Here is a 16640-nt window from a genome sequence, read left to right on the forward strand (position 1 = left end):
AGAGCCAGGACTAATTAAATTTATACAGCGGCAACAGATAGCGTCGGGCCTCGTCGGTGATGGCCTCGAAGTACTCCGGCTCCAGGGTTCGCCACAGGCGTTGGTACCAGACATCGTCCCCTTCCCCACGCACGATCATGTTGCCTTCGTAGGCCTGCAAAAATTTGCTGCGCGCTTTTTGCAGGGTCGCGTCATCCGTTAACATCGCATCATTTGTGGCGTCGTAACAGGTTTTAATCCATGCCCCCCCACTTTCTGGCAGCAGCAGCAGCGGCGTATTCATCCCCTGCCGGTAACCTTCAACCAGCTGCGACAGATACTCCATCGCCTGCGCGGCAGGGAGCGCCGGGAAGCGCCATTCACCGTCTTTGCGCACAAACAGCCGGCTCTCACCTTCGCCACCGCTAGCACAATAGACAAGGTGTTCCAGCCAAAGTTGCAAACCTTGCGAAACGCTGAGCATCGACGGACGCCAGCGCAGCAGCCCGTCAGGCTGCACGTGCTGCAGCCATCCCGTCAGATTTACGCCGTTGCAGTTGAGATCGATCTCCATGCTCTTGCCGGGCTGACGGCACTCAATCACCCGACCTGCAAGGGCCTGCATCTCCTCACACTGGGCATCCCAGGTGATTTCACCGAAGGCACCATACGGCAGCTGACCCGCCGCGCGATAACGGCGGAACAGCTTCTGCGCATCCTCCTGCTCCACCAGCGCGTTGAGCAGTTGCTGGTTTAACTGGTAGCGGCTTAACCCATCCAGGGTAAAGGGCTCCGCATCCGGGATCTCGCTCTCTTCGGAGCGGAAATGGACCTGCAATCGCATCTGGAAAAAGGCCCGCACCGGATGGGCCCAGAAACGCTGGAGCTGTTCAAACGCCACCGTCTCCAGCGGCAAGGGATCCAGCGTCTGGATAAAGTCACCATGGGCCACCCCTTCCCGCTTCGCGGCGGGAAGCCATTCCCGGGCGTAGCTCTGCTGCTCGTTGTCCTCGTAATTGACGGCATCGAACGGCATACGGCTGTGACAGCAGGTGATATGCGCCTTCACGCGCTGTTCACTTTCATCGCAATTAAGGTGTTCATCGCCCGGCAGGTAATGGCTTTGACCGATGTAGTCCACCAGCTCCTGAACCAGCACCGACGGGAACCGCTCGCTGTTGTCCTGAATGGAGCGGCCGATGTAGCTGATATAGAGCTGCTGTTGCGCCGAGATCAGCGCCTCGAGGAACAGGTAGCGGTCGTCATCGCGACGGCTACGGTCACCGCGCTGGGACTGTTGGCTCATTAAATCAAACCCCAGCGGCGCCAGCGCCCGCGGGTAAATGCCGTCGTTCATCCCCAGCAGGCAGACCACCTTAAACGGAATGGAGCGCATCGGCATCAGGGTGCAGATGTTCACCGGCCCGGCGAGGAAGCGCTGGCTGATACGCTCCTGGTCGAGACGCAGCGTGAGTTCATCACGTAACAGCGAGAGGGGGATCGCTTCGCCATAGTGCGAGGAGATCCCCTCATCAATAATGGCCTGCCACTGCTGCTCAATGAGCGCCATCGCCGCTTCAGTTTCCTGATCCGGCAGGAAGAAATCGTTGAGCATCTCCCGGCATACCGGCATCCACTCCTCGAGCAAGCGCGATTTCATCAGCTCCCGCCGCCAGCGGTTAAGTTGCATCAGCAGCGAAGCGAGATGACCCACCAGCTCGGCGATTAAGCCGCTGGATTCGTCATACGGCAGGACGGCATTCCACTCCCCCTGGCTGCTCTCCATGGCGTAGCCGAGCAGCATACGCGTCAGACCAAACTGCCAGGTATGCTGGCCAGTGACCGGCAGCTCAAACTCCTGCACGTTGTCATCATCCATTCCCCAGCGGACGCCGGATTCGTTGACCCACTGACGCAGGTAGCGCAGCGCGTCCTCATCGATATCAAAACGGGCCGCCAGTACCGGAACATCCAGCAGGGCCAGCACATCTTCCGGAACGAAGCGGCTATCCGGCAGGGAGAGCAGGCTGACAAACGCCTGCAGGGCCGGGTGGGACTGGCGCGCACGGCGGTCCGATATTGCAAACGGCAGATAGCGATCGCCCGTCGCGCTGCCAAACACCGCCTGGATATAGGGGCTGTAGCTGTCGATATCCGCCACCATCACCACGATATCGCGGGGGGTGAGCTGTGGATCCTCCTCCAGCATCGCCAGCAGGTTGTCATGCAGCACCTCGACTTCACGCTGCGGGCTATGACACAGATGGAGGGTCACGCTGCGATCGTCGGGATCGAGCAGACGTTTGTTGGCGCTGCTGGCAAACTCTGCAGCCGTGACGCCTGCCACCGCGCGGTTTTCCAGATCCAGAATATCCCGCTGCACGTTATGCAGCAGGCTGTCCGGGGTGATATCCGCAAAGGCATCGACATCGCCTTCACCGGAGGCGGTGAGCTCGGAGAGCATGTAGATATAGTCGCGCCCCAGTTTTCCCCAGGAGGCCAATAACGGATTCGGTAAGTCCTGGATACCCTGTTCATCAAAGAGGTCAGCCGCTGTCTCGCTGTCTTTAAACAGCGGTACCGCGCGCTCGTCAAACAGGCGCCGACGCTGGCGCGTGACGATGCGGGCCAGCCAGCGGGCATCCTGAATATCCCCCCAGTAATGCCGGCACGGGTTGGTGAACAGGATATGAATGTCGATGTGTTTGCCCAGCGCATTCAGCGCCTTGAGGTAAACCGGCGGCAAGGCGGAGATCCCGCAGATAAAGACCCGGGACGGCAATCCGGCAGGCCGCACTGAGGCGGATTCCAGCGTTGCGATAAAACGTTCATAGAGATTGGCACGGTGCCATTGCGGCTGACCCAGCTGTTCGGTGTGTTCCACCAGCGCTTTCCACAGCGGTGCCTGCCAGACCTGCGCCTGGTCAAGACCGTCGATCAGCTCACCGGCTTCCCAGCGCGTTAACCATTCGGGGCGATAGACCAGATACTGGTCATAGAGATCCGCGGTACGCGACGCCAGCTGAAACAGTTTTCGTTTGTCGGTATCGTCGTTCAGGTAGTGGCGCAGCATGGCGAATTCGTCATGCGTCAGCATCTCCGGCAGCAGCGTCATCAGCTTCCAGCTCATGCTCTGTTTGTTAAACGCGCTCTGCTTGGGGATCTCCGGCAGCACGCGGACAAACATATCCCAGATAAAGCTGGCGGGTAGCGGAAAATCAATATTGGCGGCAATACCAAACTTTTGTGACAGGGACATCTGCAGCCACTGGGCCATACCGGTGCTCTGAACCAGGATCATCTCCGGTTCAAAGGGATCGTCGAGCCGCTGCTGCTCGACGATAAATTCCATCAGCGCTTCCAGCACATCAAGACGGTTTGAGTGGTAGACCCTTAACATTGCTGCTCCCAACTACTGGCTAACCGGGCAGTGCAGGCGCGTCATTTGACCCTGCCGACCCAATGGAGAAATAAGTGAGACCGAGATGCTGACACATCCGGCCGGTGTTGTCTGCACCCTGTTGACCTGCCAGCCCGGAGGGATATCCCCGGCGGCCAGCTGTGACTGAGACCAGACATAACGCCAGAGCTGGCGATACTGCTCAAGGATGACAAAACGGCTGGCTAAAACACGATGGTAACCCGCCAGCCCGGTGACGACCATCACCATCAGCATCATGGCCAGTAAGACCTCGACGATGCTGAACCCCTTCTGTTTCGCTACGGCTGCTGACATAACGCTTTCTCCTTCAGAGGACAAAAATCGCTCCAGCCGTACGGGGAAAATACCACCTTTCCACCCTTCACCTCACCCAGCCGCCACAGCATCACCCTGCCGCTGTTGGCGATAAGCACTACGCGTTGCTCGAGGATGCGTAAGCAGACGCGCCACGGCTGCTGCGGATGCTGTCGGCACGTGACCTCAGCCTGGGTTTGCCAGGGGAGCGTTCTTCCCCACTCCAGCGCGGACTGGGCTATCGCCTGATGCTGTATCGCCTGACGTTCCGTACTGACGATGCGCATCAGGGCGGCCAACTGCTGGTTGAGCCCGGCCAGCATCAGACTGCCGAGAATCAACAGCAGGAGCACCAGCGCCAGCGATGATATCCCCTGCTGACGATTCACAGATTAAACCCGGTCACGATGTGGTGTGCCTCAACTTCGCCATCAGGCTGTCCGTTGGCGGAGGCCGCCAGCGTCAGGCTCAGCTCCGGCGCAAAGCCCGCCCGTGAAATGCGCTGCACCTGAAAACGCTGAACCCTGATCCTGTCAGGGTCGGTCATTCTCTCCCAACCCTTGCCATCGCACTGCGTCGCACCTCGCAACGTTTCCAGTGCGCCGCCGTTGAGGCGAATACCGGTCTGCTCTGCGGCAGCGGATGGCGAGGTTTCCCAGCGGCCGTTGCTGTTTTCGTCCCACTGGACAATAACGCATTCGCCGCGCAGGCCAATCTTCAACCCCTCGCCTTCGCATTTTCCCGCGCAGTACCCCGCCCGCTGCAGGTGCTTACCGATGCCGTTGATGCGCAGCCAGAGTTCCTCTTCCAGCTCCTGCTGCTTCGTCAGCAGCATGATCGACCGCTGTAGCGCGGGCAAGAAGCGCGCCGCCCCCATCAGCAGCACGCTGCTTATCGCCATCGCGATCAGCACTTCGGTTAGCGAAAATCCCTGCTGTTTTACCGGCATGCGAACTCCCCCTTGCCATTGCACATGCGGATACGTCCCCATGCGGAAATCAGGATCAGCCACTCTCCGGCCTGGCTTTGCAGATGCACTCTTCCGGCCCAGGCGGTATCGCGTAAACCGTAAAACCCTAGCGCAGGCGTCAACTCAGTGACCTGTATGTCAGGCCACTGCGGCGTGAGCACAAAGGCGTTGTCCGCCAGGCACTCCGGAATACCGCTCTTTAACAGACACCACCGTTTGCCGTCCTGTTTCAGGGTCACGGTATGGTCCTGGTTATTGCGCCAGGCGTCATTTCGCAGCACCACCAGATAATCCCGCACCTGGCGCGCCGTCTGCCACAGCTGCTGTTGCTGCTGCCAGCGCCGCCAGCCATATAGCCCTGCGGCACTGAGCGTCATAATCAGCGAGATGGCGATCAGCATTTCCATGAGGGTAAAACCCTTTTCCTTTTTCATGGCGGCAGTGTGCCGTGAGGAAAAAAACAGTTCGAGGGAGAGATGTGTAAATTACGAGGCAGTTTCAGCACTTTTGGAGGAATTGCAGCGCGTTGCAATATCCACTGACGAAGGCTCGCAAAACCATCACGCAGGCATAAAAAAACCGGCGCAGAGGGCGCCGGTTATGTCAGGATTGCAGCATCAGATGGCCACAGGGGCTTTGATTCCCGGATGCGGGTCGTAACCTTCAATTTCGAAATCTTCGAAGCGATAGTCGAAAATGGAGTCCGGTTTACGTTTGATCACCAGCTTCGGCAGCGCACGCGGCTCGCGGGTCAGCTGCAGGTGGGTCTGTTCCATATGATTGCTGTACAGGTGGGTATCCCCGCCGGTCCAGACAAAATCACCCACTTCTAGGTCACACTGCTGGGCCATCATATGCACCAGCAGCGCATAGCTGGCGATGTTAAACGGCAGGCCGAGGAAGACATCGCAGGAGCGCTGATAGAGCTGACAGGAGAGCTTGCCATCAGCCACATAGAACTGGAAGAACGCATGGCACGGGGCCAGCGCCATTTTATCCAGTTCGCCCACGTTCCAGGCTGAGACGATGATACGCCGCGAGTCTGGATCGTTTTTCAGCTGGTTCACCACGGTGGTGATCTGGTCAATATGGCGGCCGTCCGGCGTAGGCCAGGCGCGCCACTGCTTACCATAAACTGGGCCCAGATCGCCGTTTTCATCCGCCCATTCGTCCCAGATGGAGACGTTATTCTCGCGCAGATAAGCGATGTTGGTGTCGCCCTGCAGGAACCAGAGCAGTTCATGAATGATCGAGCGTAAATGGCAGCGCTTGGTCGTGACCAGCGGAAAGCCTTCCTGCAGGTTGAAGCGCATCTGGTGGCCAAAAATGGAGATCGTACCGGTGCCGGTGCGATCGTTTTTAGGCGTGCCCTCATCGAGCACTTTTTGCATCAGTTCAAGATACTGTTTCATGATTCCTCAGGAGACCTGTTGCTGTGGACGACGATACGCCCAGACCATCATCAAGATGCCTGCCACAATCATTGGCACAGAGAGGATCTGCCCCATGCTGATGTACTGCACCCACTCACCGGTAAACTGCGCATCCGGCTGGCGGAAGAACTCAACGATGATGCGGAACGCACCATAACCGATCAGGAACAGGCCCGATACGGAGCCCGTCGGGCGCGGCTTGCGGATGAACAGGTTCAGAATGATAAACAGCACCACACCTTCCAGCACCATTTCATAAAGCTGGGACATGTGGCGCGGCAGAACGCCGTAGGTGTCGAAAATGGACTGCCACTCCGGGTGCGACGGCAGCAGCGCGATATCTTCGGCACGCGACTGCGGGAACAGCATGGTGAATGACACGCTCGGATCGACGCGGCCCCACAGTTCGCCGTTGATAAAGTTACCGAGACGACCAGCGCCCAGACCAAACGGGATCAGTGGGGCAATAAAATCAGCCACCTGGAAGAAGCTGCGTTTGGTGCGTTTAGCGAAGATGACCATTACCAGGATGACGCCGATCAGGCCACCGTGGAAGGACATACCGCCATCCCAGACGCGGAACAGGTAGAGCGGATCGGCCAGGAAGACCGGGAAGTTATAGAACAGCACATAGCCGATACGTCCACCGAGGAAAACGCCGAGGAAACCGGCATACAGCAGGTTTTCCACTTCGTCTTTGGTCCAGCCGCTGCCAGGGCGTTTGGCACGACGGCCAGCCAGCCACATGGCAAAGACGAAACCGACCAGATACATCAGACCGTACCAGTGAAGCGCAACGGGTCCTACTGAGAAAATGACCGGATCAAACTCCGGAAAATGCAGATAGCCACTGTTCATCTGTCACCACAAGATGTTGTTATTCCGCTGAAAGTGGACAGCGGCAGAGATGCGCGCAGAGGTGTACCCTGCGCTCCAAAGTTGCGAATCATAGCACAAGCGAGCGTGGAGGTTGCGCCCGAGATGTAAAAGATGTGTATAGAGACTTCGCGCAGTTTGTATCCCTCCTCACGAGGTGAAGGGATACCCGGTGCTTAACGCCCGCCGCGGATCAGGCCACCCATGCCGCGGCGCTCCATAAAGGCCGCCACCTGATGACGCACTTCCGTTGCCAGCTGGGCTTCAAGACTGCGTTTCGCCAGCAGCTGCGCATCCTCAAAGTCAATATGGCGCAGGAGATACTTCACGCGGGCGACGGAGCGTCCGTTCATGGATAAGTGACGGAAGCCGAGGCCAATCAGGATCGCCACACACATCGAGTCACCCGCCATCTCACCGCATAAACGCAGGTCGAGGCCATGTTCTTGCGCCTCGCGGGCAATCATCGCCAGCGCACGCAGCATCGCCGGGTGCAGGCTATCGTAAATGCTCGCCACCCGGGTGTTGTTGCGATCCACCGCCAGCATGTACTGGGTCAGATCGTTGGTGCCCACCGAGATGAAATCAACCCGCGTCGCCAGCTGCGGCAGCATAAAGACCATCGAGGGAACTTCGAGCATCACCCCAATCCGCGGTTTCGGAATCTCGTAGCCGATCATCTCTTCGACTTCGCGTCCGGCGCGTTCGATCAGACGGCGGGCTTCATCGATCTCGTCAATGCTGGTGACCATCGGCAGCAAAATGCTGAGGTTACCGGTGGCGGCATTGGCGCGCAGCATGGCGCGCACCTGGATCAGGAATATCTCCGGCTGATCGAGGGTAATGCGGATCCCGCGCCAGCCCAGGCAGGGGTTCTCTTCGCTGATCGGCATGTACGGCAGTTGCTTATCGGCGCCAACGTCAAGGGTACGTAAGGTCACCGGTTTGTCGTTGAACATCTGCAACATGCCCTGATACTGCGCGACCTGCTCCTCTTCAGAGGGGAAGCCACTTTGCAGCATGAACGGGATTTCGGTGCGGTAGAGACCGATGCCATCAATACGGCTGCCCAGCTTCTCTTCGTGTTCCGGACTCAACCCGGCATTGAGCATCACTTTGATCCGCTCACCGCTTTTCAGCGCCGCAGGCTGATTAACGTCATCCTCAGCAAGGCGGCTCAGCTCGTTCTCTTCGCTGATAAGCTTTTGATATTCCTGCAACAGCACCGGTTCAGGATCGACCAACAGCTCGCCGCGATAGCCATCGACTACCAGCGTACGCCGGTGCAGCGCCGAAGGCTGAATATCCGCGCCCATCACGGTCGGGATCCCCAGCGCGCGCACCATAATGGCGGCATGGGAGTTGGCGGCGCCATCGCGCACTACGATCCCGGCCAGCCGGTCCTGCGGCAGCTCTGCAAGCGTGGTGGCGGAGAGTTCATCCGCCACCAGCACAAAGCGCGGCGGCCAGGTATTGGCCCCCTGAATGGTATCATCGAGATGGAACAGCAGACGCTGGCCTAAGGTACGCAGATCCCCGGCACGCTCTTTCAGATAGCCGTCGGTTAAGGCGGCGAACTGCTCGGCAAATTTTTCGACGACCTTTTTAACCGCCCACTCCGCCACCGAGCCGCTGTCGACCTCGTCAAACAGCTCCCGGCGCAGCCGGGCATCGGACAACAGGTGGGAGTAAAGATCGAAGATCGCTGCCGTCTCTTTCTGCGCCCCGGCGGCAAAACGCTTGCTGTAGCGGCGAAACTCATTGGCGGCCTCTTCCAGCGCACCGGTGAGACGTTCGCGCTCAAGGGCGGTGTCCAGCGTCGAAGCTTCGTAAACCTGCTCCATTAACGGCAGCGTGGCGTCCATCCAGCCTTCTGCTATTGCGACGCCCGGTGAAGCCGGTAAGGCACGAATGCGCGTCTGCCGGTACTGACCAAACAGCGCCGCCAGCTGAGACTGGGAGAGAATGGCCGCCATTTGCGTGGCCAGCGTAACGAGGAATGACTCTTCGCTTTCGTCGTACTGTCGCAGCTCACGCTGCTGGACCACCAGCACGCCAAGCAGCTGACGGCGCTGGATAATTGGCACGCCGAGGAAGGCGCGGAAGCGCTCCTCTTTTACGGAAGGAATATATTTAAAGCTGGGGTGTTTCTGCGCATCGGCAAGGTTGATGGGTTCCGCCAGACGCCCGACCAGACCGACAACGCCTTCATCAAATGCCAGCGCGACGGTACGACCACGCGGTTTTTTCAATCCGCGCGTGGCCATAAGGTAGTAACACCTGCGGTCGTGATCGGCCAGATAGACCGAACAGACCTCGGTTTCCATCGCAAGGCAGATATCCGTGACCAGAATATCCAGCGCCTCGTTGAGCCGCGGGGCACTGGCCACCTTCTCGACTATTTCACGCAGGCGGGTGAGCATAATGTGCGTAGCTTAACCTCTTTTACGTCGCCAGGCAGGTGCGCTCTGCGGCTTAGGAGGGGCCTCCTGAAGCATCATCACAGCACTTGCGAACTCTTTCATCACCCTACGGTAAACGTCGCGCTTAAATGACACGACCTGACGAACGGGATACCAGTAGCTGACCCAGCGCCAGCCATCAAATTCGGGCGTGCTGCTGGTTTGCATATTGATATCCGCATCGCTGCTCACCAATTGCAGAAGAAACCATTTCTGTTTCTGGCCGATACATACCGGCTTTGTGTCCCAACGCACCAAACGCTTCGGTAACTTGTAACGCAACCAGTTGCGGGTCGAAGCCAGAATGCGAACATCCTTGCGGCTTAAGCCAACTTCTTCGAACAGCTCCCGATACATCGCTTGCTCTGCGGACTCTCCTGGATTGATCCCGCCTTGGGGAAATTGCCAGGAGTGCTGACCATATCGCCGGGCCCACATAACCTGACCCTGACGATTACAAATTACGATACCTACATTCGGGCGGTAGCCATCGTCATCAATCACCGGACTACCCCAAACTAAACCTTATATATAAATGATTGTTTCACACTCCAGTGAGGCGGTAAACCACTCTCTTTCTGGCCTGGAGCCTAATAACATTTGAATAACTCACAATTATCAGCTGAGTTATAAACAGATGAGCGGTCAGAAGGGCAATTTTATTCACTTTTTCTGTGGATAGAGTTGTGAAGAAGTGTGGAATTACCGATGGACAACCCAGATCACTCTGAATATTGCAGAGAATAGCGTTTTTTACAAACCACTATAATTCATACAGTTAAATTGTGAATTGTGTGAGTTACAGCGCTTATTGTGATGCAGGTCACCTTAAAGATCCTGGTGCTGATGAAAGATCGAACAACGTCGGTTTTATCCACAGATTGTGCCAATAAGTTAGGCACATTTTGTCTGATTTTTCGATTTTCATCCCACGTCAAGGCTGTAAATGGAAACAGTAGTGGATGTTATACCCAGTTATCCCATTTTTCTGTGGATAACAGGGGGTAAGATCCTGTTTATTGTCAGTGACCAGATTTGAACAACCCGGATGCCCCCCTCAACCTGACCGGATTACAGCCGATAAAAACACTGATAAATCATCCACCTGGCATCAGCAAAAAGAAAAAGATAAACTCATTCTGTGCAGTGGAAAACTGCTGTTCATTTTTTAACCAAAAGGCAATACTCATGCTTTCCCTCGCCCCTCTGACGTCTCCCCCCGCAACGGAAGCGGCATTACTGCAACAAGCGCAACGCCTGGCGGGATACTCACTGGGAGAACTCGCTGCCCTGGCGGGTCTGCCAATTCCACCCGATCTTAAGCGTGATAAAGGGTGGACGGGCGTTCTGCTGGAGCTGTGGCTGGGAGCCAGCGCGGGCAGCAAACCTGAACAGGATTTTGCTGCCCTGGGGGTGGAGCTGAAGACGATCCCCATCGACAGCCTGGGCCGCCCGCTGGAGACCACTTTTGTCTGCGTGGCGCCGTTAACCGGCAATACCGGGATCACCTGGGAGAGCAGCCACGTGCGGCATAAGTTAAAGCGCGTGCTGTGGATCCCGGTAGAAGGCGATCGAGCGATCCCGCTGGCGCAGAGGCGCGTCGGTGCGCCTTTGATCTGGAGCCCGAATGAGGATGAAGATCGTCAGCTGCGGCTGGACTGGGAAGAGTTGATGGACATGATCGTGCTGGGTCAGGTGGAGCGTATCACCGCCCGCCACGGGGAAGTACTCCAGCTGCGGCCCAAAGCGGCAAACAGTAAAGCGCTGACCGAAGCCATAGGCGCGGGCGGCGAACCTATCCTGACGCTTCCCCGCGGCTTTTATTTGAAAAAGAACTTCACGGGAGCCCTGTTAGCACGTCATTTTCTGCTGAATACCTGACTTTTTAGCCAGAATTATGTCTTTTATCACAGATTTGCCTGTTTTTTCAGATTTCACCGCTTTGTAAAAAACCTTGCCCGAGTTATTACTACAATAAGATGTAATACGAGCCAGGTGGAGGTAATAAAGAATGAAAAAATGGGCAGTAATAATCTCGGCTGTTGGTTTAGCGTTTGCCGTTTCAGGTTGTAGCAGCGATTACGTCATGGCGACGAAAGATGGCCGCATGATCCTGACCGACGGCAAACCCGAAGTCGACGATGATACCGGTCTGGTTAGCTACCGGGATCAGCAGGGTAATAATATGCAGATTAACCGCGACGACGTTTCACAGATTATTGAAAGATAGTATTAAAGGTCAGCAGCTTGCTGACCTTTTGATTTTTCGCTTCCCCTCTGTCATGTTTATATTCCTTTGTCGGGAGTTTCCTGACGCATAAAACATGTCAACTAAGGAAGCCGGCTATGCATTATCACCGTATCCCCCATAGCGCACTTGAGATAAGCCAACTGGGGTTGGGCACGATGACATTTGGTGAACAAAATAGCGAAGCCGATGCCCATGCACAACTCGATTACGCCGTCAGCCAGGGCATTAACCTGATTGATGTCGCAGAAATGTATCCGGTTCCGCCACGCCCGGAAACACAGGGCTTAACCGAAACCTACGTCGGCAACTGGCTGGCGAAACGCGGTAATCGCGAAAAGCTGGTTGTTGCCTCCAAGGTCAGCGGCCCGTCGCGCAATAACGACAGCGGGATTCGCCCGAATCAAAACCTCGATCGTAAGAACATTCGCGCCGCGCTGGACGCCAGCCTGACGCGTCTGCAGACCGATTACCTCGACCTCTATCAGGTTCACTGGCCTCAGCGTCCGACCAACTGTTTTGGCAAGCTCGGCTATAGCTGGAGCGACAGTGCGCCGGTCGTTACGCTGCTGGAAACCCTGGAAGCCTTAACCGAGTGCCAGCGTGCGGGGAAAATCCGTTATATCGGTGTCTCTAACGAAACGGCCTTCGGCGTAATGCGCTATCTGCACCTGGCGGATAAGCACGATCTACCGCGCATCGTTACCATTCAGAACCCGTATAGCCTGGTGAACCGCAGCTACGAAGTGGGTCTGGCGGAAGTGAGCCAGTATGAAGGCGTCGAGCTACTGGCCTACTCCTGCCTGGCCTTTGGCACGCTGACCGGTAAATATCTTAACGGTGCAAAACCGGCGGGGGCACGTAATACGCTGTTCAGCCGCTTTACCCGTTACAGCGGCGAGCAGACGCAGAAAGCGGTGGCAGCCTATGTGGATATCGCCAGACGTCACGGGCTCGATCCGGCGCAGATGGCGCTGGCGTTTGTACGCCGTCAGCCGTTTGTTGCCAGCACCCTGCTGGGCGCGACCACTATGGAGCAGCTGAAAACGAACGTCGAAAGCTTCCATCTGGAGCTGAGCGAAGAGGTGTTAGCGGAGATTGAAGCGGTGCATCAGGTGTATACCTATCCGGCACCCTGATAAACGCAAAACGGCAACCCTGGTTGCCGTTTTTTGTGTTTGCTCCCTCTCCCTGTGGGAGAGGGCCGGGGTGAGGGCATCAGGCCGCACAACCCATCGGCCCTGTCACCGCCGACGCTGCCAGATCCACAGTCCCGAAATCGCCAGCGCAAACAGGCCCCCAAACCCAACGCCAATGCCTACCACCGGCACACCCACCTTCACCGCCAGCGAGTATAGACCCAGCATCAGCAGCATGGCGGCGTTTTCGCCGAGGTTTTGCACCGCGATGGCGTTACCTGCCCCCACGGTATGTTTCCCGCGCTCCTGCAGGAGCGCATTCAGCGGCACCACGAAGAAGCCACCGCAGATCCCCATCAGGAACAGCAGCGCATAGGCCGGTAACAGCGCATGCTGCAGCGCGAAGATCAGCACCACAACGCCGATCAGGATCCCGGCGGGCATGCAGCGTGCGACGGTTTGCAGCGTCACCAGCTTCGCTGCGGCCCCCGCACCCAGCACAATGCCCACTGCCACCATCGCATTGAGATAGGTCGGCGTGGCGTTATCGGTAATGCCCAGCGCCGTTGGCACCCACAGTACCAGCAGGAAGCGCAGCGTCACCCCCGCGCCCCAGAACATGCTGGTGCCCAGCAGCGAGAAGCGGGTTTCGCCGTTACGCCACAGTACCCGGCAGGCGTTGAAGAAGCTGGCGGTCATCGGCGTAAAACGCCAGGACTGTCCCGGACGCGCCGCCGGCAGTTTCGGGATAAACAGGTTAGCGATTACCGCCCCGCCATACATCACCGCGCAGACACCCAGTGCCGCCAGCACATGCCAGTCCGCCAGCACCCCGCCTGCCATCGAGCCCAGCAGGATCGCCGCAATCGTCGACGCCTCCATCAGGCCGTTGGCTTTGACCAGCTTATCGCCGGTGGTAAGTTCACCGAGGATGCCATATTTGGCCGGTGAGTAGGCTGCCGCCCCGATCCCCACCAGCGTATAGCCGATAAACGGATTCACACCAAAGCAGATGCTGGCGGCCCCCAGCAGTTTCAGGCTGTTGGCGAACATCATTACCCGCCCTTTGGCGAAGCTGTCCGCCACCTGACCGACAAAGGGGGCGAAAATGATGTAAGCGCCCACAAACACCATCTGCAGGATCGGCTGGCTCCAGTCCGGATAAAACTGGGATTTGAGCAGCGCCAGGGTGGCAAACAGCAGCGCGTTATCACCAAAGGCAGAGAGGAACTGGGCGGCAGTGACCGCCATCATTCCTTTTGACCAGATGGAAGTGTTAGTGGGTACTGACTCACTCATTATGCGGCTCCGCCTGGTCAACCATGCCTTTGAGAGTAACGAAATCCGGTTTGCCGCTGCCCAGCACCGGGAGTTGTTTCAGATAGCGAATATCGCGCGGCACCGCCAGCTCCGGAATGCCATGCTCGCGCGCCTTCTGCAGCAGCTGCTCGCGCTTCAGTTCGCTGTCGGTAGTAAAGAGCACCAGCGCCTCGCCTTTACTGGCATCGGTTTTCACTGCGGTAGCGTGCATTTTGTCCGCCGATACGGCCAGCGCCAGCTGTTCAACCATCTCCAGCGACACCATTTCCCCGGCGATTTTGGCAAAGCGTTTTGCGCGCCCCTGGATCTGAACGTAGCCCTGCTCGTCAAAGCGCACGATGTCGCCGGTGTCGTACCAGCCGGTCTCCACCTCACCGTTAACGTTTTCTGCCGTCGGCGCTTCCAGCACGCCCGGGTTTTCTACCCGCAGATAGCCGTTCATCACGTTCGGGCCCTTCAGCTGCAGACGTCCGCCCTCTTCGATACCCGGCACGGCAAGCAGCCGTGCGTCCATCCCCGGTAAAATGCGTCCGACGGTGCCGGGTTTGGCCGCCATCGGCACGTTAATGGAAACTACCGGCGCGCACTCGGTCACGCCGTAGCCTTCCAGAATGCGCAGACCAAACTTGTCCTGCCACAGCTGGCGGGTGCTCTCCTGCAGTTTCTCCGCCCCGGCCACCACGTAACGCACGCGGTGGAAATCGTACGGATTGGCAAAGCGGGCATAGTTGCCGAGGAAGGTCGAGGTGCCGAAGATCACCGTGCAGTTACGGTCATAGGTCAGCTCCGGCACGATGCGATAGTGCAGCGGGCTCGGGTAGAGGAACACCTCGGCCCCGGTCAACAGCGGCGTAAACAGCCCTACCGTCAGGCCAAAGGAGTGGAACAGCGGCAGGGCCGACATAAAGCGGTCTTTCGCGGTGAAGTCAGCGATGGTTTTGATCTGCTCGACGTTGGCCAGCAGGCTCTTATGGCTGTGAACCACCCCTTTCGGGTTCCCCTCCGAGCCGGAGGTAAAGAGGATCACCGCAGCATCTTCCGGCTGCTGTTTGACCTGGGCCAGGTGCGGCATCAGCAGGTGGGCAAAAATCCACAGCTTATCGCCGGCAGTGACTTCGGCTTTCAGATCTTCGAGGAAGACCCAGCGCACCTGGGTAAGCTGCTCCGGCAGATGCCAGAGTTTGCCTTTATCAAGAAAGGTGCGTGAGGTGAAAACGGTGTTGATCTGCGCGGCGGTGAAGGCGCTGCTGAGCCCTTTCACCCCTGCGGTGTAGTTCAGCATCGCCGGAATACGCCCGCGGGAGACGGCGCCAAAGATCACCGCAGCGCTGATCCCGGCATTCGGCAGCATCAGACCGATCTTTTCCCCCTGCTTGCTGTATTTTTCGAGGATACGGCCAACAAACAAGGTCTTGGTCAGCAGCTTGTGATAGCTGTCAGGGGCAAAGTTGATGTCGTCGATGCAGTTTTTCTTCGCGCCATAACGGTACATGGCCGTCAGCAGCGACTCGTACAGGGTTTCGCGCGGGCGGACTGCCATCCGCGCTTCCATCATCACCTGATGCAGCATCTCCCCGGCGATTTTACGTCGATCGCGGGCACGCGGTACGTCGGGCATCGGCAAGGAGGTGGGCGGCAGCAGATGCAGGGTGATGCGCGGGAACAGGCGCTGTTTCACCAGCCCTTTCAGGCGGCTGAAAAAGGTCAGCTCCGCGCCTTCAATGCGCACCGGCACCACCGTGGCACCGGATTTCGCCGCCACAAAGCCCGCACCGTCATAGATTTTCATCAGCGAGCCGGTGATGGAGATCCGACCTTCCGGGAAGATCACCACCGGACGCCCCTGCTCAATCAGACGCACCAGATGTTTAATCATCATCGGCTTGGTCGGGTCGAGGGGAACAAAATCAATCAACTTCGTCAGCCAGCGCATGTACCACTGCTTGCTGACGGAGGTATAGACCGCAAACACCGGACGCACGGGTAAAAACAGCGCCAGCAGGATGCCATCAATAAAGGAGACGTGGTTGGGGGTAATAAGAACGCGATCGGCGTGCAATGCCTGCGTATCGCCCGTCAGACGGACGCGAAAAAGAAGACGGAACAGCGTGCGGAAGAACCCAAATAGCATTTCAACTCCCTTTGCCTTTCAATTAGCCGGGTTACGGTAAATTGTGGCAGATTACACGAGAAGTGCAGCAGGAGCGACAGCCGGATAAAGACAAAAAAAAACCTGCGCATCTGCGCAGGCTGGTGCAAGAGATGAGTACGCAGTACGTACTAAGAATTCTCACCAATCAATACCTCTGGGATCTCAAATGTAGCAATGGCGACCAAACCCCCGCCAGCAGACAATCGCAACAGCCTGAGGCAAAGTGTAAGCAAAGATTCAAATTCTCCCGCTTCTGTCACGCTTCGCTGTGTAACGATTACACAATTTCCTCTGCCGTCTGTCACCTTTGTGAATTGCCTCACCG

The 16640-nt window shown here is 57.5% G+C and carries 14 protein-coding genes; 3 read left to right on the forward strand and 11 right to left on the reverse strand.

Features of this window, described 5'->3' with window-relative positions; all coding sequences use genetic code 11:
* Positions 1-10: 10 nt before the first annotated feature.
* From recC to rppH, 9 genes are all read right to left on the reverse strand, one after another.
* Complete coding sequence (gene recC / locus G7090_RS18850) at positions 11-3379, reverse strand: exodeoxyribonuclease V subunit gamma (RefSeq protein ID WP_166183809.1); 3369 nt, start codon at positions 3377-3379, stop codon at positions 11-13.
* A gap of 12 nt (positions 3380-3391) precedes the next feature.
* Complete coding sequence (locus tag G7090_RS18855; protein ID WP_166183811.1) at positions 3392-3715, reverse strand: prepilin-type N-terminal cleavage/methylation domain-containing protein; 324 nt, start codon at positions 3713-3715, stop codon at positions 3392-3394.
* Positions 3700-4104 carry a DUF2509 family protein gene (locus G7090_RS18860; RefSeq protein ID WP_166183813.1) on the reverse strand — a complete coding sequence of 135 codons (405 nt, stop codon included), beginning with the start codon at positions 4102-4104 and terminating at the stop codon, positions 3700-3702. Before G7090_RS18860 ends, G7090_RS18855 begins: the two co-directional genes overlap by 16 nt.
* Positions 4101-4664: a prepilin peptidase-dependent protein gene (locus G7090_RS18865; protein ID WP_166183815.1), complete on the reverse strand. Its 564-nt coding sequence runs from the start codon at positions 4662-4664 to the stop codon at positions 4101-4103. Before G7090_RS18865 ends, G7090_RS18860 begins: the two co-directional genes overlap by 4 nt.
* The gene (locus G7090_RS18870) at positions 4655-5119 is read right to left on the reverse strand and encodes a prepilin peptidase-dependent protein (RefSeq protein ID WP_166183817.1); all 465 of its coding nucleotides are present in this window, start codon (positions 5117-5119) and stop codon (positions 4655-4657) included. The genes G7090_RS18865 and G7090_RS18870 overlap by 10 nt, the downstream gene beginning before the upstream one ends.
* Before the next feature lie 183 nt (positions 5120-5302).
* Entirely contained in the window at positions 5303-6097 is a 795-nt protein-coding gene (gene thyA, locus G7090_RS18875; RefSeq protein WP_142486965.1) for a thymidylate synthase, read from the reverse strand.
* A gap of 6 nt (positions 6098-6103) precedes the next feature.
* Entirely contained in the window at positions 6104-6976 is an 873-nt protein-coding gene (lgt, locus tag G7090_RS18880; RefSeq protein WP_166183819.1) for a prolipoprotein diacylglyceryl transferase, read from the reverse strand.
* Positions 6977-7170: 194 nt separating this feature from the next.
* The gene (gene ptsP / locus G7090_RS18885; protein WP_166183821.1) at positions 7171-9417 is read right to left on the reverse strand and encodes a phosphoenolpyruvate--protein phosphotransferase; all 2247 of its coding nucleotides are present in this window, start codon (positions 9415-9417) and stop codon (positions 7171-7173) included.
* 12 nt (positions 9418-9429) lie between these two features.
* Positions 9430-9960 (reverse strand): RNA pyrophosphohydrolase, encoded by a 531-nt coding sequence (gene rppH, locus G7090_RS18890; protein ID WP_032613763.1) that lies wholly within the window; start codon positions 9958-9960, stop codon positions 9430-9432.
* Positions 9961-10644: 684 nt separating this feature from the next.
* On the opposite strand from rppH, the gene mutH reads away from it, so the two are divergent.
* From mutH to G7090_RS18905, 3 genes are all read left to right on the forward strand, one after another.
* Positions 10645-11337: a DNA mismatch repair endonuclease MutH gene (gene mutH / locus G7090_RS18895; protein WP_166183824.1), complete on the forward strand. Its 693-nt coding sequence runs from the start codon at positions 10645-10647 to the stop codon at positions 11335-11337.
* Positions 11338-11467: 130 nt separating this feature from the next.
* Entirely contained in the window at positions 11468-11686 is a 219-nt protein-coding gene (gene ygdR, locus G7090_RS18900; protein WP_032613767.1) for a lipoprotein YgdR, read from the forward strand.
* 116 nt (positions 11687-11802) lie between these two features.
* A complete protein-coding gene (locus tag G7090_RS18905) occupies positions 11803-12843 on the forward strand; it encodes an NADP(H)-dependent aldo-keto reductase (RefSeq protein WP_166183826.1) in 1041 nt (346 codons plus the stop codon).
* A 105-nt stretch (positions 12844-12948) separates the two neighbouring features.
* Here G7090_RS18905 and lplT read toward each other — a convergent pair whose 3' ends face one another.
* Both lplT and aas read right to left on the reverse strand, forming a co-directional pair.
* Positions 12949-14142 carry a lysophospholipid transporter LplT gene (gene lplT / locus G7090_RS18910; RefSeq protein WP_166183828.1) on the reverse strand — a complete coding sequence of 398 codons (1194 nt, stop codon included), beginning with the start codon at positions 14140-14142 and terminating at the stop codon, positions 12949-12951.
* Positions 14135-16294, reverse strand: coding sequence for a bifunctional acyl-ACP--phospholipid O-acyltransferase/long-chain-fatty-acid--ACP ligase (aas, locus tag G7090_RS18915; protein WP_106994420.1), 2160 nt, complete (start codon positions 16292-16294; stop codon positions 14135-14137). The genes lplT and aas overlap by 8 nt, the downstream gene beginning before the upstream one ends.
* Positions 16295-16640 lie beyond the last annotated feature (346 nt).

It is taken from the genome of Leclercia sp. 29361 (genome assembly GCF_011290365.1).
Taxonomy (GTDB): Bacteria; Pseudomonadota; Gammaproteobacteria; order Enterobacterales; family Enterobacteriaceae; genus Enterobacter; species Enterobacter tamurae.

Bases quoted from the DNA above. Each gene is read 5' to 3' on its own strand.
- ptsP (WP_166183821.1), bottom strand. From the start codon at position 9,417: ATGCTCACCCGCCTGCGTGAAATAGTCGAGAAGGTGGCCAGTGCCCCG.
- ygdR (WP_032613767.1), top strand. From the start codon at position 11,468: ATGAAAAAATGGGCAGTAATAATCTCGGCTGTTGGTTTAGCGTTTGCC.
- lplT (WP_166183828.1), bottom strand. From the start codon at position 14,142: ATGAGTGAGTCAGTACCCACTAACACTTCCATCTGGTCAAAAGGAATG.
- G7090_RS18865 (WP_166183815.1), bottom strand. From the start codon at position 4,664: ATGCCGGTAAAACAGCAGGGATTTTCGCTAACCGAAGTGCTGATCGCG.
- mutH (WP_166183824.1), top strand. From the start codon at position 10,645: ATGCTTTCCCTCGCCCCTCTGACGTCTCCCCCCGCAACGGAAGCGGCA.
- thyA (WP_142486965.1), bottom strand. From the start codon at position 6,097: ATGAAACAGTATCTTGAACTGATGCAAAAAGTGCTCGATGAGGGCACG.
- recC (WP_166183809.1), bottom strand. From the start codon at position 3,379: ATGTTAAGGGTCTACCACTCAAACCGTCTTGATGTGCTGGAAGCGCTG.
- aas (WP_106994420.1), bottom strand. From the start codon at position 16,294: ATGCTATTTGGGTTCTTCCGCACGCTGTTCCGTCTTCTTTTTCGCGTC.
- G7090_RS18855 (WP_166183811.1), bottom strand. From the start codon at position 3,715: ATGTCAGCAGCCGTAGCGAAACAGAAGGGGTTCAGCATCGTCGAGGTC.
- lgt (WP_166183819.1), bottom strand. From the start codon at position 6,976: ATGAACAGTGGCTATCTGCATTTTCCGGAGTTTGATCCGGTCATTTTC.
- G7090_RS18870 (WP_166183817.1), bottom strand. From the start codon at position 5,119: ATGAAAAAGGAAAAGGGTTTTACCCTCATGGAAATGCTGATCGCCATC.
- G7090_RS18905 (WP_166183826.1), top strand. From the start codon at position 11,803: ATGCATTATCACCGTATCCCCCATAGCGCACTTGAGATAAGCCAACTG.